The organism is Sphingomonas sp. HITSZ_GF (genome assembly GCF_029543155.1).
Classification (GTDB): Bacteria; Pseudomonadota; Alphaproteobacteria; order Sphingomonadales; family Sphingomonadaceae; genus Sphingomonas.
Window position 1 is genome coordinate 256,579 of sequence record NZ_JARQXA010000005.1, and the last position, 20,815, is coordinate 277,393.

Consider the following 20,815-nt stretch of genomic DNA (forward strand, 5'->3'; position numbering starts at 1 on the left):
GTCCTCTCCGTCATGCAAACGGCCATAGCAGCAGCGCCACCGCGAATATCGCCGCGCCCGCGATCGTGGCGCACAGCGTCCAGCTGCGGAAGGTCTGCGCCTCGCTCAGCCCGAGATATTGCTTCACCAGCCAGAAGCCGGTGTCGTTGACATGGCTCGCCACCGTCGCCCCCGCGCCGATCACCACCGTCACCAGCGCGATCCGGCCCGGCGACAATCCGGCTGCCGCGATCAGCGGCGAAGCCAGCCCCGCCGCGGTGACCATCGCCACCGTCGCCGATCCCTGCGCCACCCGCACGAACGCCGCGAGCAGGAAGGCGAAGACCGGCACCGATACCTGCGCCGCCGCCACCGCCGCAGTCACCTGCTGCCCCGCCCCGCTCTCGATCAGCACTTCCTTGTACGCCGCGCCCGCGCCGACCACGAGCACCATCACCCCCGCCGGCCCCAGCGCCCGCGTCATAATGTCGGAGATCACCGGCAGCGGCGCGTCGACCCGGAAGCGCAGCCACGCCGCCACGCACAGCACGGTCAGGATCAGCGCGGTGAACGGATGTCCGATGAACAGCAGCGCCTGCTTCACCGGCCCCGCCGCCAGCGCCTGCCCCGCCACCGCCGCGGCCAGGATCAGCCCGAGCGGCACCAGCATCGCCGCCAGCGCCGGCCAGAAGCCGATCGGATCGGTCTGCGGCGCGCCTTCGTCGAGCATCGGCGGCGGCAGCGTGTCTCCCCAGCCCGGGCGCCCATGCGCCAGCCGCGCGAACACCGGGCCGGCCAGGATCGCCGCCGGTATCCCGCAGACCAGCCCGTAGAATGCCAGCAGCCCGTAATCGGTGTGGAGCAGCTCGGCGACCGCCACCGGCCCCGGATGCGGCGGCACCAGCGCATGCATCGTCATCAGCCCGGCCAGCACCGGCAGCGCGAAGAACACCACCCGCCGCTCGGCACGCACCGCCAACGTGGCGATCAGCGGCGCCAGGATGATGAAGGCGACGTCGAAGAACAGGGGCACGCCAACGATGATGCCGATCGCCGTCAGCGCCCAGGGGATGCGCTTCTCGCCAAACGCCCCCAGCAGCCGCAGCGCGATCGCGCGCACCCCGCCCGATGCCTCGAGCAGCCCGCCCAGCACCGCGCCCAGCCCGATCACCACCGCGACGAAACCGAGCGCCTCGCCCGTCCCCTTGCGCACCGCCGCGATCACCGCCTGCGGATCGCCGCCAAAGGCAAGGCCGGTGCACAAGGCCACCAGCAGCAGCGCGACGAAGGGCTGCAGCTTCACCTTGAGCACCAGCAGGACCACCGCCGCGATGCTCAGCCCGACGATCAGCAACGTATGCCAGGGTTCGGCGATCACAGGACCGCGGTCCGGGTCTCGATCGACGCCGCCGGCACGCTGCCGGTGCTTCCCTTCGCGATCTTCAGGCTCCCGCGCTGGCGGATATCGGCCGAGGAGCTGCCGACCATCAGCTGGATCTCGCCGGGCTCGACGATCCACTTGCCGTCGCGCCAGAAGCCGAACTGCGCTGGACTGAGCTCGAAGGTCACGCGCCGCGTCTCGCCGGGCTTGAGCGTCACCCGCAGGAATCCGCGCAATTCCATCACCGGCCGCGCCACCGAAGCGACCGGATCGCGCACATAGAGCTGCACCACCTCGTCGCCCGCCACGCTGCCCGCATTGGTCACCGCCACGCTCACCCGCATGCCCTCGACCACCAACGGCCCATAGTCGAACCGCGCGTAGCTCAGCCCATGCCCGAACGGGAACAGCGCCCCGATTCCCACGTCGCGGTAGCGCGCGCTATCCACCGCCAGGTCCGGATTGGCCGGCCGCCCGGTCGGCGCGTGCGCATAGCTCATCGGCACCTGCCCGGTCGTGCGCGGGAAACCGATCGGCAGCTTGCCGCCGGGGCTCGCCGCCCCGGTCAGCACCTCCACGATCGCCGGTCCGGACTGGATGCCGAGGAACCAGGTCTCGAGCACCGCGGGCACGCCCTCCAGCACCTTCTCGAGCGCGAGCGGCCGTCCGTTCATCAGTACGACGATAATCGGCTTGCCTGTCGCCTTCAGCGCGTCGACCAGCGCAGCCTGGCTGCCCGGCAGCCCGATGTCGGCACGGCTGCGCGCCTCGCCCGACAGGTCGTAATCCTCGCCGATCACCAGGATCACTTCGTCCACGCGCCCGGCCAACGCCACCGCCTCGGCGATGTCGGTGCCCGGCGCATAGCCCGCGACCTTCCCTTCGAGCGCGGCCTGGAGCGTCCACACATCGGTCGCCTGCCCCCTGCCCCGCCACGAGCCAAGCGCGGAGGAGGCATCGGCCGCCAGCGCCCCGATCAGCGCGCGCGCCCGCCCTGGCCTGAGCGGCAGCAACGCGCCTTCGTTCCGCAGCAGCACGATCGATCGCCGCGCCAGCTCGCCGGCCAGCGCGCGCGCGAGCGGCTTCTGCTCGGCGGCGGGATCGCCGAAGCCATAGGGATCGTCGAACAGCCCCAGCCGTGCCTTGGCGGTCAGGATGCGCGCCACCGCTCCGTCCACCAGCGCCACCAGCGAAGGATCGGCAGCCACCGCATCGCCCAGATGCGCGGCGTAGGTTCCGCTCGCCATGTCCATGTCGATGCCCGCGCGCAGCGCCAGCGCCGCCGCCTCGGCCGGCGTCGCGGCCACGCCGTGGTTGATCAGCTCGACAATCGCATTCCAGTCGCTGACGATCAGCCCGTCATAGCCCCAGCGCCCGCGCAGCTCGCCGCGCACCAGTTCGGCATTGGCAGTCATCGGTACCCCGCCGACGCTGTTGAACGCCGTCATCATCGTCGCTGCGCCCGCGCGCATCGCGGCATGGAAGGGCGGCAGATAGACTTCGTGCAGCGTCCGCGCGCTCAGCTCGGCGCCGTCATAGTCGCGCCCGCCCTCGGCCGCGCCATAGCCGGCGAAATGCTTGGCGCAGGCGAGCACGCGCCTGCCCGTGCCGAGGTCCGCCCCCTGGAAGCCGCGGATCTGCGCCTCGGCCATGCGGCTGCCCAGATAGGGGTCCTCGCCCGCGCCCTCGACCACCCGGCCCCAGCGCGCGTCGCGCGCGATGTCGACCATCGGGGTGAAGGTCCAGTGCAGTCCCGCCGCCCAGGCCTCCTCCGCCGCCAGCCGCGCCGCCTGCTCCGCCGCGTCCAGGTCCCAGCTCGCCGCCAGCGCCAGCGGCACCGGCACGATCGTGCGATAGCCATGGATCACGTCCATCGCGAACAGCAGCGGAATCCTTAGCCGCGATTCCTCGACAGCGACGCGCTGCAGATCGCGCAGCGCAGCGGCACCGGCGACGTGCAGGAACGAGCCGACCTCGCCGCGCCGCACCCGATCGAGCATTGCCGCATCGAGCTTGGAATTGAGCGCCTTTTGCCGCCCGCCCGGAATCTGGGTCATCTGTCCCAGCTTCTCGGCCAGCGTCATCTTGCCGATCAGCTCGCGGATGCGCGCCTCGTGGTCCTGCGGCATGCCCCGCGCGAACCCGGCCGGCGCCCAGGCCGAAGCGGCGAGCAGCGCGCTCGCCTGGATCATTTCGCGCCGCTTCATGCGAGCTTGATCGCCCGGCCCTCGCGCGCCGAGCGGTAGATCGCCTCGATCAGCCGCATGTCGCGCAACCCCTCCTCGCCCGATGCGCGCAGCGGAATGCCGGTCAGCACGCTTTCCGCCAGATGGTCGAGCTGCGCGACGAACTGGTTCTTGGCCGGCGCCGGCAAGCTGACCTGCTCGGTCTTGCCGTTCGCCCGGGTCCACATCTGGTGCCCCTGATAGGGCGTGGCCGGCTCCATCCCCACCCAGCCCTTGGTCCCGGTCACGCGATAGGCATTGTGGCCGGAGGAATAGCTCGACACGCAATTGGCGATCAGTCCGGACGGGAACTGCATCTGCCAGTCGATCCGGTCCTCCACGGTGCGGAAGCGCGGATCGCTCTTGTCGGTGAATTCCATCGCGCTGATCAGCACGGGCTCCTCGCCCGCCAGGTAGCGCGCCGCGTTCAGGCTGTAGATGCCGATGTCCATCAGCGATCCGCCGCCCGAATAGGGCCGGTCGAGCCGCCACTGCCCCGGCTGGGCGTAGAAGCCATGCTCGGCGGTGATCAGGGTCGGGCGACCGACGAACCCCGATTTCACCAGCGATACGGCATGGAGGTTGTACGGCTCGAAATGGCAGCGATAGCCGATCATCAGCTTGCGCTTCGCCCCGGCCGCCGCCGCGATCATCGCCTCGGCTTCGGTGGACGAGACCGCCATCGGCTTCTCGCACAGCACATGCTTGCCCGCCCGGCTCGCACGGATCGAATATTCGGCATGCATGCTGTTGGGCAGCACGACATAGACCAGGTCGATGTCCGGATTGTCCTTGATCCGGTCATAGCTCTGGTAATCGTACCAATGGGTCCTGGGCACGCCATATTGCGCGCCGAACTTCTCCAGCTTGGCGGGCGTGCCGCTCACCAGCGCCTTCAGCTCGGCGAATTCGCACTCGGCGATCCGCGGCAATATCTGGTTGGTCGCGTAATTGCCCAGCCCGACGATCGCATAGCCCAGCTTGCGCTTGCCCTGCGCCCAGGCCGGAAGCGGCAGCGCCCCCGCGGCCAGCCCAGCACCGATCGCGCCCAGCATCTCGCGGCGCGTCCCCATCCTCTCCATTGCCCGGTCCCTCTTTCCGAAAGCGAAAAGCCCAAGCCCTGTCGCCGGCGCGTTCCCCGCCGTTCGATTGCGTTAGCGCTATCATGGATGAGGGAGATGGACCAGCCGCTCTTCTCGACTAGCCGTATGCCCTGACACCCCTTCTCCCTTGATGGGAGAAGGGAGGGGCCCGCTGCCGAAGGCAGTGGGAGGGATGAGGGTGAACGCGCCTCAAACGGTATCGCTCGTGGAGAGGTCACCCCCACCCAACCCTCCCCCATCAAGGGGGAGGGCTTTCCCGTGGTATCCGCTCCCTACCCCAGCGCCCCGCGGAACCGCGCCTTCAGCCGCGCATGCGTCTCCGCTACCCGGGCCAGCAGCGCGGGGTCGGCCTCGGCGTGGCGCGGATCGGGCGCGCGCAGGCCGGTGGAGTCGATCGGCGCCTCCACCATCACCGCCAGCCTGGGGCCATAGGTGCGCGGCTCGGCGCACAGCATGTCATAGTCGAGGAACAGCTGGCGCTCCTGCACCGCGCCCGGCGCGGCGAGCAGCGCGCGATAGACCGCGTCCCACAGCTTCAGCCAGTAATCGACGCGCATCGCGTCCTCGCCGATCGCCGGCGCGCCGTCGAACAGGAAGGGCCGGCGGTCGGCGCCGAACTCGTGATGGCCGAGCCAGGTCATGAACTGCCGGCGGAACGGCTCGCTCTCGGCCAGCGCCGTCGCCCGGCGGTGCTGCGAAAGCAGCGAAAGCGCCTGCTGCAACGGTTCGCGGAATGGATGGACCAGAACCGCGTCGCCAAAGCTCGCCACAATGCCTTCCAGCCGCAGAACATTGTTATTGTTCTTCGACAGATAGCGGGCGCCGCCGTGGCGCAGCAGCACCAGACGCACATAGTCGCGGAACGCGGCGAGCGTCTCCGGCTGGGGCGGCACCGGCGCCAATCCGTCGCGCTTCAGGTAGCGATTGCCCTCCAGAACCCGCCAGAAAACCTCCTCGATCGCCTCCGGACTGTCGAGATCATGGGTCAAGCCGTCGCCATGCCCGCGTTCCCGGGCCTCGACGTGCCGCTTGCCGCCCAGCCTTGCCCAGCCGTTCGGTGCAAGTGGAAACGGAAGGTCGCGGTATGAGGGCGCGGCGAAGCTGCCGCCGGCGTGGAGCAGCCGGGTGAGGATCGAGGTGCCGGCGCGCGCCAGCCCGGTGATGAACACCGGCCGGCGAATCTCGATGTCTTTCAGCCGCTTGCCATGGACGGCGCGTTCGATGTCGAACGTCGCTTCGAGCAGGGCGGGCGTGCCCAGAGCGATGCGGTGGAGGAGCTTGTCAGCCCCGCTGTACACGCCGAACCTGCCAGCGGAGCGCCGCATAGGCGAGCGTGAATGGCATCAGCGCCAACTTCGAGGTCCAGTCCGTCTGGATGCCGCTAATTTCGGGACGGAAGGCGTCCAGAACCAGCAGGGCCAGCAGGGGCGAAGCGGTCGCCAGCAACAGGCCCCCGGCCCGCAGCGAGCGCATGAACATCCGGCCCGAAAGGATCCGGAGCGCCCGCTCCTTGCCCCACTCCGAAACGCCTCGCCGGGCGAGCAGCCGGGTGGCGTGCCGGCTGCAGTCGGCAAGCGCCTGGAATGCCGGGAAAAGCGGCAGGGCGCGGGCCAGCTCGAGCACCGCGACGATGGCGAGGAAGGCCAGGATCACCGGGCGCGCCCGCGAAGGCGCCGCACCAGCCTCTTGACCGGGTACCAGACGACCGAGACGATCGCGAGGAAGATCGAGCCGACCAGTCCCAGCGCAACGCCGACGGCACCCAGGCCAAGCCCGGGACCGGTATAGGCCTCGGCGGCGATCGGAGCGGAGAGCGCCAGGGCAAGCGCCAGGAAACGAAGGGTTTTTACGAACATTTTGCGTTCACCGTTGCTTGAATGGCCGGGCCATCTTTGGTGGGATCGAGGTAGCGCGCCCAGCTAAGGGCCATGCGCCGTTCGGCGGAATCGGCGGAGATGTAGCGCCAGCGCAGCGCGCCCTGGGGCGACATGCGGACGAGGCGGCCCTGCTCGGTCTCCTCGACCATCGCGTCGCCGCCGGGCAGCGGGGTGCCGCGGCCCTGGGCGCGCGTGGCGATCTGGTTGGCGGCGAAGCCCTTGTCCCAGGGCGAGCTGGTCGCCTTGCTGTCGAAGTCGAAGACGAGCAGTCGGTTGTGCCCGTTCACCCGCTCACCGGGATAGCCCATCAGCGTATTGTTATCGAACACCGAGATGCGGTGGTCGTCGAGGATGCTGACGTCGTGCTGGAAGCGCCACGGGCCGATCTTCCACCACAGGATCTTGCCGGTTTCCGGTCGGTACAGGGCGATCAGCGAAAGGTTGCGCAGGCTCAGGAACAGGTCGCCCTTCTTCCAGAAACGCCCGTCCGCCATCGCCGGCTGGATGTCGTTCAGGTGGAAGGGATCCTGGGTATAGGGCCGCCCGCGCCACAGCCGGGCAAGGCCGTTACGCTCGAGGATGTCGGCCACCCGGTCGACCTTGAGCAGCTTCCCTTCGGTCGAGACCTGGGCGACACTGTCGTCCCAGAAATCGGCCTTCACCCCCGGCTCGCGCGGTACCGGGTAGCGATAGGGCACCCACAGGTTGCCGTCGGGCCCAAGCTCGGTCGAGTGGTTGAAGATGCCGTCCAGCGACCAGAGCAGCTTGCCGCAGGCGTCGTAGCGGGCGAGCGGCGAACTGTCGTGCAGCACCAGGCTGCCGTCGGCGAGCAGCAGCGGATGCATCAGCCGGTTGCGCGCAGCATTCTTGTCGCGGTGCAGATCGGTCAGCGCCGAGGTGAAGCGCGAGGCGGCGTTGGCCGCATCGACATCGGGCACGAACTCATGCACCACCGCGCCGTCCGACAGGCGCATCACCTGCACCACCGAACGCTTGCGCGCCGGATCGAAGGGCGAGATCAGCGTATAGCCGGGGTCGGTGAAGCCGGGATCGCGGGTGAAGCCGCCGGGCAGCTTCTCGTACTTGCCGCCGAAATAGGGCGCGGTGCCGCGGAACATGTGCTTGAGCGTGTCGGGCACCCGCGCCAGCGTGATTGCCGCGCGGCCGAGCGCACCCGACTTCTCCCAGCCGTCGACGATCGCGCCGGTGCCGATCGCGGTGACGGGCACCAGGAGCAGCGCCAGCGCCAGGCTCCACAGCGGCACCGGCCGTGCCAGCACGCCCTCGAGCCCGCGCCCATTATCGGCGAACGGCACCGCGCCGCCGCCGCCTGCATCATCCCGTTCGATGTCCTGATCCCGCCGCAAATTACCCTCGCTGTTCGAGCGCAGGGTATGGTGGAGAGGGTGTCAGCGGGATTTCGGTTCGTCGCCGGGAGGTTTCCGATTTGTGGCGATATTCTAGACCGGCAGCGTAACGACGGCGGAGAGGCCGCCTTCCTCGCGGTTGCGGATGACGACGTCGCCGCCATGCGCGCGCGCCACGGCCCGCGCACTGGCCAGGCCCAGGCCGATCCCGCCAGTGTCGCGGTTGCGCGATTTCTCGCCGCGGAAGAAGGGTTCGAATACGCGGTCAAGATCCTCGGGCGGCACGCCCGGCCCGTCATCGCGTACCTCGATCATCGCCTGGCCGTCGGTCTGGTCGAGCGACACCTCGGCGCTGCCGGCATATTTGAGCGCGTTGGTCACCAGGTTGTTGAGCATCGCCTTCAACGCCGGCGAATTGCCTTCGACCACCACCGGTTCGCCCGGCGCCAGCGTCACCGGCGCACCGCGATCGCTCATGTCGTCGGTCACCGTTTCAGCGAGCGAGCGCAAGTCGAGCGGCTTGCGCACACCCTGCTTCGTCGTGTCACGCAGATAGCTGAGCGTCGCGGAGATCATCGCCTCCATGTCGCGGATATCGCCCTCGCAGGCCTGGCGCAGCGCGTCGGGCGCGGCCTCCAGCCGGAGCCCCAGCCGCATCAGCGGCGTGCGCAGATCGTGCGCCACCGCACCGACCACGGTGGCACGATCGTCGACATAGCGGTTGAGCCGCGCCTGCATCCGGTTGAACGCGGCGGCGGCATCGGCGATCTCGGGCGGCCCGTTGATCGCGAGCGGCGCGGCGCGCGGATCACGGCCCAGCCGCTCCGCCGCCTCGGCAAAGGTGCCGATCGGCTTGGCGAGCCGGTGCGCCAGCGCCCAGGCGAAGGGCGCGACCGCCGCTGCGGAAAGGATCAGCCACCACAGCACGAACCAGCGCCACGGCTCGAAGCCGTTGATCGTCGATACGCTGAGCCAGGTGCCGTCAGGCCGACGGGCATAGGCGGTGAAGTCGCCGGTGATGATCACGTCGCGCGCCGCCTGCACCGTCGGCGGCGGCACCGGGCGCGGCACGCTGGCCCGGTCATAGATCTTCTCACGCGTCAGGATCGGGTTGGGGAAGCTGATCAACACCTGCTCGATCGGCACGTTCATCGCCTTGGCCATGGCGATCTCGGTGCGCTCCCCGCGCGGATTCCAGTGCTGTTCCTCGACATGGTCGAGCGTCGAGACCGAGAAATCCTCGTCGCCCGGCTTGCCGCGCAGCGCATCGACTGCCTGGCCGACGGTATAGAGCTTCGCAGTGGGCGTCTGTACCGCGATCAGCAGCGCAAGGTTCATCAGCTGCGTCACCGCGACGCAGACCACCATCAGCGCGAAGACGCGCAGGAACAGCGGCGATCCGGCGAACCGGCCGCGCAATGTCACGCGCGCACCACCTTTGGCACGAACAGATAGCCCTCGTTGCGCACGGTGCGGATGATCTCGTCCCCGCCCGAGCGCAGCTTACGGCGCAGGCGGCTGACCTGCACGTCGATCGCACGGTCATAGGCGTCCGAATCCGGCCCACGCGCCGCCGCCAGCAGCGCCTCGCGGCTCAGCACGCGGCGCGGCCGCTCGATGAACACGCGCAGCACCGCGAACTCGCCGTCGGTCAGGCCTACGAGCACACCGTTCGGGTCGAACAGCTCATGGCTGCCCAGGTCGATGCGCCAGCCCTCGAAGGTATAGACGTCGCCGCTTTCCACCGCCGCGATCGCGCCGCGCTTGCGCAGAGCAGCGCGCACCGTGGCCAGAATCTCGCGCGGGCTGCACGGCTTGGGAAGATAATGGCCGGCGCCGACCTCGAGGCCCAGGATCCGGTCCTGCTCCTCGCCCAGCGCGCTGAGGAAAATGATCTCGGGGCCGTCGGCACGGGCGATGCGGCGACAGGCCGAAAGCCCGTCCTCACCCGGCATCATCACGTCGAGGATGACGAGATCGACGGGCGTGCGCGCCAGGATCTGGTCCATGTCGCGGGTGCTGGAAGCTGTCTCGACACGATAGCCGCGGGAGCCAAGGCTGTTGGCCAGCAGCATGCGGATGTCACGATCGTCATCGACGACGAGGAGAGTGGCGGAATCGTCCGCCGGAGTCGCGGTAGCAAGCATATTTCGGCTTCTACGACAAAATGCGTCCACAGTGTTGCGTTAAGTTGTAACAAAGTTCACCCGAATCTGGTCGCGATCGGGACGCCCCCTTTCAGAGTGAGCGTGACCGGCGTTTTCTCGGCGATCTCGGCCAGCCGCGCGTTCTGCTCGGCATCGGTTCCGGTGACGGTCAGCACCCGCTCGATGTTCAGCGTCTCGCCCTGGCCGTGCAGGAACAGCGCCACCTCGATGCCTTCCACTGCCCAGCCCTTGCGCTCGGCATACATGCGCAAGGTGATCGCCGTGCAGGCGCCCAAGCTGCCCAGCAGCAGCTCATAGGGCGCCGGCCCGGCATCGCCGCCGCCGCGCGCTACGGGCTCGTCGGCGACGAGCCCGTGCGTGCCGAAGTCGATCTGGGTGGCATAGGGCGCGTCGCGCCCGATCCTGGCGATGGCATGGGTCATGCCGAAGAGCCTAGCTCTTCTGCCACCCGCCACCAAGCGCCCGGAAGAGATCCACCTGGGTATCGGCGATGAACGCATCCGCCTGGGCGAGCGCAGCCTCGGCATCGGCGAAGGTGCGCTCGGCATCCAGGAGCGCCAGCGAGTCGATATCGCCTTCGCGCTGGCGGGCGCGAGCGATGTTGACCGCCGCTTCCGCCTCGTTGCGCGCCGCCTGGAGCGCGGTGCGCCGGTCGAGCGCATGGCCATAGGCGGAAAGCGCCGTCTCGGTCTCCTGCAGCGCCGTGAGCACCGTGCCGTCGAAGCTGGCGAGCGCCCCCTTGGCGTCGGCTTCGGCGCCGGCGACGCGCGCCCGTGCCGGGCCCGGATTGATCGCCCAGTTGATCAGCCCGCCGACCAGCCAGCGCAGCGGCCCCGCACCGAACACGTCGCCGAAATCGGTGCCGGTCGAGCCGGCCGAGGCGCCGAGCGTGATGCGCGGATAAAGGTCCGCAGTCGCCACGCCGATCCGCGCGGTGGCAGCGGCAAGGCGGCGCTCGGCGGCGCGGATGTCGGGACGGCGCGCAAGCAGCGCAGCACCGTCGCCCACCGGGATCGGCTGGCTCAGGCGCAGCGTGGTGCTGCGCTCGCCCGCCACCGCCGGCAGCTCGGCCGGGGTGCGGCCGGTAAGCGTGGCGAGGCGGAACAGCGCCGCGTCGCGCGCGGCCCTCAGCGTCGGCACATCGGCCTGGCGCTGGTTGCGCAGCGCGCCGATCCGGGCGGTGTCGAGCCGCGTCGCCAGGCCTACGCCGCGGCGGCGCTCGGTCAGCTCGATCGACTGGTCGAGCAACTGGACGATATGCTCGGCCACGCCCAGCCGCTCGGCGGACGAGGCGGCATCGGCATAGGCGCGTGCCGTCTCGGCGGCGACGATCACGCGAACCGCGTCGGCATCGGCCTCCGCAGCGCCGACATCGCCGCGCGCGGCTTCGGTGCCGCGGCTCAGCCGGCCGAACAGATCGGCCTCGTAGCTGACGTTAAGGCCGGCATCGACCTGCCAGTCGTTGAGCGGCGCGCCGGGCTGGCGCTGCCCCTCGGGCAGGCGGCCATAATTGGCGCCGGCGCCCAGGCTGGCCTGGGGCAGCTGATCGGCCTTGGCGCCGCGCAGCACCGCCCGGGCCTTCTCGATCCGCGCCACCGCGACGCGGATATCGGTGTTGGCCGCGAGCGCGTCGTTCACCAGCCCGTCGAGCACCGGATCATTGTAGAGCCGCCACCAATCGCCCTGCACGGGCTCGGCGGTGACCGCCGGACTGGCGGCGACGAAATTGGCGGCCGCTGTCTGGGGCGGCTTGGGCGCGACATAGTCGGGACCGGCGGCGCAGGCGGCAAGCGCCAGGGCCGAAGCGGTTGCGAGGAGAATCTTGTAGGTCATTTTCATTCCTCCTCCCGTTCCCCGGCAAAAGCCGGGGCCCAGGGTTACAGAGTGAGTCGTTGGTGGCCCTGGGCCCCGGCTTTCGCCGGGGAACGGGTGCTTATTCAGCCGGCTGCAACGCCGGCTCGTGGCCACCTTCACCGGCCGCCGCCTTGCGCGGGCGGAGCCGCGCCAGGCGGTCCCCCAGCGCGCGGCAGACGACGTAGAAGGTCGGCGTGAAGAGCAGGCCGAACGCAGTCACGCCCATCATCCCGAAGAACACCGCGGTACCGAGCGCCTGGCGGAGCTCCGCACCCGCGCCGCTCGCGATCAGCAGCGGCACAGCGCCGAGGATGAAGGCGAACGAGGTCATCAGGATCGGCCGCAGGCGATCGCGCGCGGCACGCACCGCGGCTTCCACCGGCGACAGGCCATCCTGCTCCTCGGCCTGCTTGGCGAACTCGACCACGAGGATCGCGTTCTTCGCCGCCAGCGCGATCAGCACGACGAGACCGATCTGGGTAAGGACGTTATTGTCCATGCCCCGAAGGTTCACGCCGGCCATCGCCGCGAGCAGGCACATCGGCACGATCAGGATGATCGCCAGCGGCATGGTCAGGCTTTCATACTGCGCCGCCAACACCAGGAAGACGAACACCACCGCCAGCGCGAAGACCAGCCCGGCAGTGCTGCCGGCCGCCTTCTGCTGATAGGCGATGCCGGTCCACTCGGCACCATAGCCGGCAGGCAGCTCGCTCGCGAGCTTCTCCATCGTGTCGAGCGAGGTGCCCGAGCTGTAGCCGGGGGCAGTGTCGCCATCGACTTCGACTGCCGGGAACAGGTTGTAGCGCGTCACACGGTACGGGCCGGTCTTGTTCTCGAAGGTCGAGACCGAACCGATCGGCACCATTGCGCCGCTGTTCGAGCGGGTCTTGAGGTTGGCGATGTCCGCCTCGGTGGCGCGGAACGGTGCGTCAGCCTGCGCGGTCACCCGGTAGGTGCGGCCGAGCATGTTGAAGTCGTTCACGAAGGCCGAGCCGAGATAGACGTTGAGCGCCTCGAACACCCGCTCCGGCGGCACGCCGAGCATGTCCGCCTTGCGACGGTCGATATCGGCGAACACGCGCGGGGTGGCAGTGTTGTAGAAGGTGTAAATCTGCTTCAGCCCGGGGGTCTGGTTGGCCTTGCCGATCAGCCCATAGGCCGTCTTGCCCAGTTCCTCATAGCCATGCTCGGCGCGGTCCTCGACCATCATCCGGTAGCCACCGGCCGAGCCGATGCCTTGGATCACGGGCGGGGGGACGACCAGCAGCATCGCCTCGTTGATGTCGGCGGTGCGCTTGCGCGCCTCGTTCATGATGTCCTCGATGCTGACGCCCAGCTTCTTGCGCTCCTCGAAGGATTGCAGCGGGACATATGCAGCGGCCGAGTTCGGCGCGAGCGTCTGCGACGGGCCGTCGAAGCCGGCGAGCATCACCGATCCCTTCACCCCCGGGATCGGCAGGATGCGGGCGACCACCTTGCGCATCACTTCGTCCGTCCGCTCGAGCGAAGAGCCCGGCGGCAGCTGGATGACGGTGAGGAAGTATCCCTGGTCCTGCTGCGGGATGAAGCCGACGGGCGTCACCCAGAACATGCCGATCGTCGCGGCGATCAGCCCGACATAGGTCAGCATCATCCGCTTCGGGCGCGTCACCAGCACGCGGGTGAGCTTGGCATAGCCCACGCTCATCCGCTCGAAGCCGTTGTTGAACGCATCGGCGCCGCGCTTGACCAGGCGACCGAGCGGGCCCTTGGCTTCGCCCTCGTGATGCTTGAGCAGCACCGCGGCCATCGCCGGCGACAGGGTGAGCGAGACGAGCAGCGAGATCGCGGTCGCAGCCGAGATCGTCACTGCGAACTGCTTGTAGAAGGCGCCCGACAGGCCGTTGAGGAACAGCGTCGGCAGGAACACCGCCAGCAGCACCAGCACGATCGCGACGAGCGCGCCGGAGACTTCGTCCATTGAGGTCCGCGCCGCCTGGAGCGGCGTCATCCCCCGCGCCAGGTTGCGCTCGACATTCTCGACCACGACGATCGCGTCATCGACGACGATGCCGATCGCGAGGACGAGGCCGAACAGCGAGAGGTTGTTGAGCGAGTAACCGAGCGGCAGCAGCACCGCCATCGTGCCGATCAGCGAGACCGGGATGGCCAGCACCGGGATGATCGCCGCGCGCCACTTCTGGAGGAAGACGATCACCACCAGCACGACGAGCAGGATCGCCTCGCCCAGCGTGTGATAGACCGCGTCGATCGACTGCGAGATGAACTCGGTCGGGTTGTAGATGACGCGATATTCCAGCCCCTTGGGGAAGTTCTTCGACATCAGCTTCAATTGGTCCTGCACCGCATTGGCAGCGGCGAGGGCGTTCGAGCCTGGGCGCTGGAAGACGGCGAGGATCACGGTCGGCTGGTTGGAGAGATAGGTGTTGGACGAATAGTCCGCCGCGCCCAGTTCGACGCGCGCCACGTCGCTCACACGCACCTGGTGCCCATCGGCATCGGTGCGGATCACGACCTGCCCGAACTCCGCCGGGTCCTTCAGACGGCCCTGCGTCTCGATGTTGAGCTGGAAGGCATTGCCGGTGGGCGTGCTGCCCGGCTGGCCGAGCGTGCCGGCGGCAACCTGGACGTTCTGCGCACGCAGCGCCTGGACGATGTCGCCCGCGGTCAGGTTGAGCGCGGCGGCGCGGCCCGGATCGATCCAGACGCGCATCGCATAGTCGCGCGCGCCGAACATGCGCACGTCGCCCACGCCTTCGACACGGGCCAGGCGGTCCTTCACCTGGGTCAGCGCATAGTTGGAGATATATTCGCGATCGACCGACTTGTCGGGCGAGATCAGGTTCACCACCAGCAGGAAGTCCGGCGTGGTCTTGCGGGTGACGACGCCCAGGCGCTGCACTTCCTCGGGCAGGCGCGGGACCGCCACCTGGACACGGTTCTGCACGAGCACCTGCGCAGCATCGAGATTGGTGCCGGACTTGAAGGTGACGGTGATGGTGACGTTGCCGTCACCCGTGGACTGCGACGACTGGTAGAGCATGTCGTCGACGCCGTTGATCTCCTGCTCGATCGGCGCGGCGACCGTCTCCGCGACCGTCTCGGCCGAGGCGCCGGGATAGGAAGCGGTGACCGTCACCGTCGGCGGGACGATGTCAGGATATTGCGAAATCGGCAGCGCGAGATAGGCGATCGCACCGATGATCGTGATGATCACCGCGATGACGGCCGCGAAGATCGGGCGCGTGATGAAGAACCGCGAGAGGCGCATCGGGCCACTCCTCGTGAATTGAGTTCGGAAAAGAGTTCAGCCGCCGGCCCCTGGGGAGAGCCGGCGGCTGATGGTCAACGCGCGAAGGTTGCTTCGCCCGTGACCGGCGCCGTGAGGGCCGGCGCCTGACTGGTTGCGGTCGGCGTGATCTTGCCCGGCTTCGGGTTCACCTTGCCGCCCGGCGCCGCGAACTGGGTGCCGGAGATCACCACCTGGTCCTGGGCGGTCAGGCCCGAGCGGACGACCCGCAGGCCATCGACCACGGGGCCGAGCGTCACCGGCTTGGGCGCAACGGTGCCGTCCTTGCCCACGGTGAGCACCAGCTTGCGCGCCTGGTCGGTCTGGATCGCGGCATCGGGCACCATCAGCGCCTGGGTCGTGCCGCCGGCCGAGAGGCGCATGTTGCCGAACATGCCCGGCGTCAGGAACATGCCCGGATTGCTCAGCACCGCGCGCCCGCGGATCGTGCCCGACTTGGGATCGAGGCCGTTATCGGTGAAGTCGAGCTTGCCCTTCCACTTGTAATCGGTCTCGTCCTGCAGGCGGATCTCCACCGGCGAGGCCTGGGCGCCCGCTTCCTTCGCGCGCTTGGTCTTGAGGAACAGCGCCTCGGACCCGTCGAAGGTGAAGTAGATCGGGTCGAGCGCATTGATCGTGGTCAGCAGCGAACCGCCTTGCCCTTCGCCCGCCGCGACCAGGTTGCCCGGATCGACGCGGCGATCCGAGATGCGGCCGGCGATCGGCGCGCGGACCTGGGTGAACTCCATGTCGAGTGCGCGGCTGCGCACCCGGGCCTGGGCGGCGGATACCGCCGCACCAGCGGCACGGACGCGGGCCTGGAGCCGTTCGACATCGCTCTTCGACACCGCCTCGACCGAGACGAGACGCTCGGCGCGGCTCAGGTCGGACTGGGCGAGCGCGAGATCGCTCTGAGCGCTCGCCAGCCCCGCCCGCGCCTCGGCAAGCGCCGCGGCGAAGGGCCGCTGGTCGATCGAGAAAAGCAGCTGGCCCTTCTGGACGATCGCACCGTCGGTGAAGTGCACGCCGGTGATCGCCCCAGAGACGCGCGGACGCACCTCGACGGCGCGGCTCGGCTCGAAGCGGCCGACATAATCGTCCCACTCGTTGATGTCGCGAACGAGCGGGTTGGCCACGGTCACCACCGGCGGTGGCGGCGCGCCGACCGCGGCGGGCGCGTCCTTGCTGGCAATGCCCAGCCCGGCGGCGACGAGCACCACAGGCAGCGCGATCAGGCTGCCGCGCTGCCACAGCGGCATGCGGCGGATACGGGCCGAGACGTCGCCCGTCTCGGTTTCGATGCGCGAGATCATGTTCATTGGAATCGCTTCCCCTGATTCAGGGCTGCCCGGCCGCGGCTGATGCTTGCGAGCAGCGTTTCATATTGCTCGGGCGTGAAGCCCGCTTCGTGGAAGGCGCGGATCTCGTGGCGCGGCAGGGCATAGCCCTTGTGCCAGGCCAGTACCGAAAGGCGGCGCAGCGCCTCCAGCTTCTGATCCGCGAGTTTCGGATTGGGAGACTCACCCCCGAAGATCATGCCCAGCGCCACCGAAAGGCGGCCGGGCTTCTCCAGCGACGAGAGCCGGTCCTGCTGCGCGATCGCGACGACCTGCCATTCGAGCGCGGAAAAGCCGCTGACCGGGAGGACATCGGCGGGCATCGCGATCGGGCTGCCCTGGAGCGCGGCGAAGTTGAGATAGGCCATGATCGTCTCCTCCTGCATGTTGCCCGGCGGCAGGCAAAAGCCTCCCCGTGCCGCGCGGAAGCTGTTTCCGCCGGCATTTCCGGTCATCCCCAACCGGCACGAGACGAGGCTTTCGCGCAGACGCATGTGTCTGCGGCGCACCGTCCCGGTCCTGTCAAAATTTCAGCGCTGCTGGAGGTTCGGGTCGGGACCCTGGTCCCATTCCCTCGCTTCGGCAGCTTCCCTCATTTCTATACTGAATGGTATAGAAATCGTGCTGCGCTGCGTCAAGGGCATTTTTATACCGGACGGTATTTTTTGTCGAGATCGGGAAGAAAAAACTTCAAATCCTCCCCGGAACGGGGAGGGGGACCAAGGCGCGAAGCGGCTTGGTGGAGGGGTCCCGCTCTCCACCAATAAGAGGCCCGCGGTTGGCGGGCCCCCTCCACCACTCGCTGTGCGAGCGGTCCCCCTCCCCGTTCCGGGGAGGAATTGATTCAGCTTACTTGCTCGGCCAGCAGGCCAGGCTGGTGTCCATCAGCTTCTTCAGGTCGGCGCACGACGTGCCGCCGCCTGCCTGCAGCGCAATACCTTGCAGCAGGGCGAACAGATAGGTGGTCAGCCCGATCACATCGGTATCGGCGGGCAGATCGCCTTCCTGCTTGGCGCGCTCGAAGCGATCGACCAGCTGCTGCCGCACGATCGCGCCGCGCGCGAGCACCTCGGCACGGATCGATTCGGCCTCGGTCCCGCAAGCGACCGAATTGATCACGCCCATGCAGCCCTTGGGATCGCAGGTGCTCATCTGCATCTCGACCGCACCCTGCAGCAGCCGCTCCGCCACACCGCGCGCGGTGGGGGCATCGAGCGCCTTGCCCATGTAATCGAGCTTCTCGCGCTGATAGAGGTCGAGCGTCTTCTTGAAGAGCGCCTCCTTGTTGCCGAACGCAGCATAGAGGCTCGGCCGGGTAATCCCCATCGCGTCGGTCAGGTCGGACAGCGAAGCGCCTTCATAGCCCTTGGTCCAGAAGACGCGCAGCGCCGCGGTCAACGCCGAGTCGGTGTCGAATTCGCGGGGGCGCCCCTTGGCAGCATGGCAGGCGGTGATTTCCATAATGACCGGTACATAATAACGAAGCGGGAAAAAGTCCAATGCGCTTCGTCGCTTCCGCGTTCCACGTCGTTAACCATTGTATTTTCACGGATGTGAAAGTGCGCAGTCCGGGGATTACGCCTCCGCAATGATGAGGGCCCGCGATTCGGCGATGTGCCTGTCATCAAGCGGAGCATCATGCATGAGTGACCGGCGTCTCGTACACATCATCGACGATGAAGACAGCGTCCGCAACTCGATCGGATTCATGCTCCAGACCACGGGATATTCAGTTCGATCCTGGCCCTCGGGCGCCGTCTTCCTGCGGGAACTTCGCAATGTCGAGCCGGGATGCGTGTTGCTCGACATCCGCATGCCCGAGATGGACGGGCTGCTGGTGCAGCAGCAGTTGAGCGCGCGCGCGGCGAGCATGCCGGTCATTGTGCTCACCGGGCATGGCGACGTGACGATCGCGGTCAAGGCGATGCAGGCCGGCGCGGTCGACTTCCTCGAAAAGCCGTTCGAGGCCGATCAGCTGCTCGCCGCGATCGACAAGGCGTTCGCGCGGATCGACGAGACCGGGGGCGCCTCGCGCACCGATGCCGCCCGCACCCAGCTTGCCAGCCTCTCGGCGCGCGAGCGCGAAGTGCTGGACGGGCTCGCCGCCGGCTATCCCAACAAGACCATTGCCTATGATCTCGGCATCAGTCCGCGGACGGTGGAAGTCCACCGCGCCAACTTGATGCAGAAGCTGGGCGCGCGCAGCCTCTCGGAAGCGCTCCGCGTCACCTTCACCGCCGAGATGGGCGAGATCTGATCCTCTTGCTGAGGGGCCCAGGAGCCCAGCATTTCAGAACCACCCCGCCGTCTCGACGAGCATCCAGACGCCGGCGGCGATGAACAGCACTGCGGCGATGCCGTGCACCAGCTTGAGCGGCACCCGCTTCAACAGCGCATTGCCCAGCAACACCGCCGGCACGTTGGCGAGCATCATGCCCAGCGTGGTGCCCGCGGTAACCGCCCAGACATTGTGGAAGCGCGCACCCAGCGCCACCGTGGCGAGCTGCGTCTTGTCGCCCATCTCGACCAGGAAGAAGGCGATCGCAGTGGTGACGAACGCGCCGAAGCGCGCCGGCTTGTCCTCGAGATCGTCGATCTTGTCCGGGATCAGCGTCCACAGCCCCATCGCGATGAACGAAGCCGCGATCAGGTAGCGGAACCAGGCGCCCGACAGCAGCGCCGCAGCCTCCGAGCCGACAAGCGCGGCGAGGAAGTGGTTGGCCAGCGTCGCAACCAGGATACCGAGGATGATCGGCACAGGCTTCTTGAAACGGGTAGCGAGCAGGATGGCGAGCAGCTGCGTCTTGTCGCCAATCTCCGCAAGGGCAACGAGCGCGGTCGAGCTGAGCAGGGCTTCGAGCAAGGGACAAACTCCGGGCCGGACGGAGACGAAATCCAACGACATCGCATCTCCCCGCCCGGCAAGAGCGGAGATGCGACGCCATTGGTCTCGCCCGAACGGTGGTCCCGTCCCTTCCGCGCCATGGCCTCTCGGCCAAGTATGTTGACGCGGGAGCCCGCGCCGAAGCGCGGCTGGCTACTCCCCAAATAGCGAGTTGCTGCACACAGCAGCACAAGGCGCGCCCTAGGGGAGGCGCCCCGCCGAATCCAGTATTTTCTGCCTCAGGCCAGGCTGAGATGCCGTGGCGTGGGTTCCGCCGCCTCACCCCCGTCGCCGCGCAGAGAGGCGAGCAGGTCGCCGATCGAGCGCACCGGGCTCGAATCGAGGAAACGGCTGCCCCAGTCGCGGGCCAGCGCTGCGGCATCCGCCCCGGTGTCCGCCAGGATCGAAGGGAAGGCGATGCGCAGCCTTGGTCCGGCAAAGAGTTGCTCGGGCGATGCCCGCACCGCCGATCCGAGCGGGCGGACGAACACGGCACCGGCTACCTTCTCCACATAGGAGGCTGGCGAGAGCCGCGCCCACCAGGTCACGGCGAAGCAGCCGATGCCGTGCGCCACCAGGATCACCGGCCGCTCGGTGAGGCGCACGGCCTCGTCGAGCCGCGCGGCCCACAGGTTGCGCCCGCCACCGCCCGCGCCCAGCTCGATGATCTGCCCGGCATGCGCCAGCAGGCTGCGCGCAGGACGATCGGCACGGTCGAAGATCGTGAGAGTCGGAAGCGACGTATCGAAGAGGCCATTCTCGGGCATTCGTTTGTCTCCCTGGCAAAAGGGGAATCACGCTCAACGAGTCGGCAGGCTATTCCTACTGGCGCACTATGCAATTGCCCGTGCGCCAGTCCGTTTTGCCGGCGCGCCGAAATAATCGATCGCATTTTGGTGCGGTGCAGCGCCTAATATTGCCGAAAGTTCATCCTGACGACAGCCGGAAGACATTTGGCGGGGCGCAGCTTTCGGCCTCCCTAATCTGAGGGAAACGGGAGAAGTGCCCATGTTCAAGCGTTTGATGATCGCCGGCGCCTCGGTCGCCATGCTCGCCGCCGCCTCGCCCTCGCTGGCGGCGGGGCCGTGCCGCGATGCACATGGCAAGTTCGTCGCCTGCCCGGCCAAGGCCGCGCCTGCCAAGCCGGCTCGCTGCAAGGATGCCAAGGGCAAGTTCGTGAAATGCGGGACGGCGGGCGCCAAGCCGGCCTGAGTCCTTTCTTCCGGTCCGGCCGAGCGCATGCGGCCGGGCCGGCTCTGCGCCAATGTTGCGGGCCCGTAAAACGCTGCAATAGAATGAAATCGCTAATGCGATTGACTCGCAATATGTGCTTCCCTATCGGCCGCGC

19 protein-coding genes and 1 riboswitch are annotated in these 20,815 nt (G+C 68.2%); of the genes, 2 read left to right on the forward strand and 17 right to left on the reverse strand.

The window, feature by feature from the left end; translation table 11 throughout:
* Positions 1-10: 10 nt before the first annotated feature.
* The 15 genes from P6144_RS15535 to P6144_RS15605 form a co-directional block, all read right to left on the reverse strand.
* Positions 11-1,357, reverse strand: a complete 1,347-nt coding sequence (locus tag P6144_RS15535; protein WP_277768710.1) for a gluconate:H+ symporter — start codon at positions 1,355-1,357, stop codon at positions 11-13.
* Positions 1,354-3,567 carry a glycoside hydrolase family 3 N-terminal domain-containing protein gene (locus tag P6144_RS15540; protein WP_277768711.1) on the reverse strand — a complete coding sequence of 738 codons (2,214 nt, stop codon included), beginning with the start codon at positions 3,565-3,567 and terminating at the stop codon, positions 1,354-1,356. The genes P6144_RS15535 and P6144_RS15540 overlap by 4 nt, the downstream gene beginning before the upstream one ends.
* Positions 3,564-4,658 (reverse strand): Gfo/Idh/MocA family oxidoreductase, encoded by a 1,095-nt coding sequence (locus tag P6144_RS15545; protein ID WP_277768712.1) that lies wholly within the window; start codon positions 4,656-4,658, stop codon positions 3,564-3,566. Before P6144_RS15545 ends, P6144_RS15540 begins: the two co-directional genes overlap by 4 nt.
* A gap of 302 nt (positions 4,659-4,960) precedes the next feature.
* Positions 4,961-5,986, reverse strand: a complete 1,026-nt coding sequence (locus tag P6144_RS15550) for a sulfotransferase (RefSeq protein WP_277768713.1) — start codon at positions 5,984-5,986, stop codon at positions 4,961-4,963.
* On the reverse strand, positions 5,970-6,341 hold the full coding sequence (locus P6144_RS15555) for a hypothetical protein (protein WP_277768714.1): 372 nt from the start codon (positions 6,339-6,341) through the stop codon (positions 5,970-5,972). The genes P6144_RS15550 and P6144_RS15555 overlap by 17 nt, the downstream gene beginning before the upstream one ends.
* Complete coding sequence (locus tag P6144_RS15560; protein ID WP_277768715.1) at positions 6,338-6,544, reverse strand: hypothetical protein; 207 nt, start codon at positions 6,542-6,544, stop codon at positions 6,338-6,340. Before P6144_RS15560 ends, P6144_RS15555 begins: the two co-directional genes overlap by 4 nt.
* Positions 6,535-7,932, reverse strand: a complete 1,398-nt coding sequence (locus tag P6144_RS15565) for an arylsulfotransferase family protein (protein ID WP_277768716.1) — start codon at positions 7,930-7,932, stop codon at positions 6,535-6,537. The genes P6144_RS15560 and P6144_RS15565 overlap by 10 nt, the downstream gene beginning before the upstream one ends.
* 93 nt (positions 7,933-8,025) lie before the next feature.
* Positions 8,026-9,357, reverse strand: coding sequence for an ATP-binding protein (locus P6144_RS15570; protein ID WP_277768717.1), 1,332 nt, complete (start codon positions 9,355-9,357; stop codon positions 8,026-8,028).
* Positions 9,354-10,079 carry a response regulator gene (locus tag P6144_RS15575; RefSeq protein WP_277768718.1) on the reverse strand — a complete coding sequence of 242 codons (726 nt, stop codon included), beginning with the start codon at positions 10,077-10,079 and terminating at the stop codon, positions 9,354-9,356. The genes P6144_RS15570 and P6144_RS15575 overlap by 4 nt, the downstream gene beginning before the upstream one ends.
* A gap of 56 nt (positions 10,080-10,135) precedes the next feature.
* Positions 10,136-10,522, reverse strand: a complete 387-nt coding sequence (locus P6144_RS15580) for an OsmC family protein (RefSeq protein ID WP_277768719.1) — start codon at positions 10,520-10,522, stop codon at positions 10,136-10,138.
* Between the two features lie 10 nt (positions 10,523-10,532).
* Positions 10,533-11,939, reverse strand: coding sequence for a TolC family protein (locus P6144_RS15585; RefSeq protein WP_277768720.1), 1,407 nt, complete (start codon positions 11,937-11,939; stop codon positions 10,533-10,535).
* A 94-nt stretch (positions 11,940-12,033) separates the two neighbouring features.
* On the reverse strand, positions 12,034-15,228 hold the full coding sequence (locus tag P6144_RS15590) for a multidrug efflux RND transporter permease subunit (protein WP_277768721.1): 3,195 nt from the start codon (positions 15,226-15,228) through the stop codon (positions 12,034-12,036).
* 74 nt (positions 15,229-15,302) lie between these two features.
* The gene (locus tag P6144_RS15595) at positions 15,303-16,565 is read right to left on the reverse strand and encodes an efflux RND transporter periplasmic adaptor subunit (protein ID WP_277768722.1); all 1,263 of its coding nucleotides are present in this window, start codon (positions 16,563-16,565) and stop codon (positions 15,303-15,305) included.
* On the reverse strand, positions 16,562-17,077 hold the full coding sequence (locus P6144_RS15600) for a hypothetical protein (RefSeq protein WP_347275824.1): 516 nt from the start codon (positions 17,075-17,077) through the stop codon (positions 16,562-16,564). The genes P6144_RS15595 and P6144_RS15600 overlap by 4 nt, the downstream gene beginning before the upstream one ends.
* A gap of 355 nt (positions 17,078-17,432) precedes the next feature.
* Positions 17,433-18,044 carry a TetR/AcrR family transcriptional regulator gene (locus tag P6144_RS15605; protein ID WP_277768723.1) on the reverse strand — a complete coding sequence of 204 codons (612 nt, stop codon included), beginning with the start codon at positions 18,042-18,044 and terminating at the stop codon, positions 17,433-17,435.
* A gap of 181 nt (positions 18,045-18,225) precedes the next feature.
* On the opposite strand from P6144_RS15605, the gene P6144_RS15610 reads away from it, so the two are divergent.
* Positions 18,226-18,840: a response regulator gene (locus P6144_RS15610; protein ID WP_277768724.1), complete on the forward strand. Its 615-nt coding sequence runs from the start codon at positions 18,226-18,228 to the stop codon at positions 18,838-18,840.
* 33 nt (positions 18,841-18,873) lie between these two features.
* On the opposite strand, the gene P6144_RS15615 is transcribed toward P6144_RS15610, so the two are convergent.
* On the reverse strand, positions 18,874-19,446 hold the full coding sequence (locus P6144_RS15615) for a TMEM165/GDT1 family protein (RefSeq protein WP_277768725.1): 573 nt from the start codon (positions 19,444-19,446) through the stop codon (positions 18,874-18,876).
* A gap of 17 nt (positions 19,447-19,463) precedes the next feature.
* A riboswitch (yybP-ykoY riboswitch) is annotated at positions 19,464-19,642 on the reverse strand.
* 64 nt (positions 19,643-19,706) lie between these two features.
* On the reverse strand, positions 19,707-20,234 hold the full coding sequence (locus P6144_RS15620) for an alpha/beta hydrolase (RefSeq protein ID WP_277768726.1): 528 nt from the start codon (positions 20,232-20,234) through the stop codon (positions 19,707-19,709).
* A gap of 241 nt (positions 20,235-20,475) precedes the next feature.
* Between P6144_RS15620 and P6144_RS15625 the strand changes: the two genes are divergently transcribed.
* Complete coding sequence (locus tag P6144_RS15625; protein WP_277768727.1) at positions 20,476-20,679, forward strand: hypothetical protein; 204 nt, start codon at positions 20,476-20,478, stop codon at positions 20,677-20,679.
* Positions 20,680-20,815: the final 136 nt, after the last annotated feature.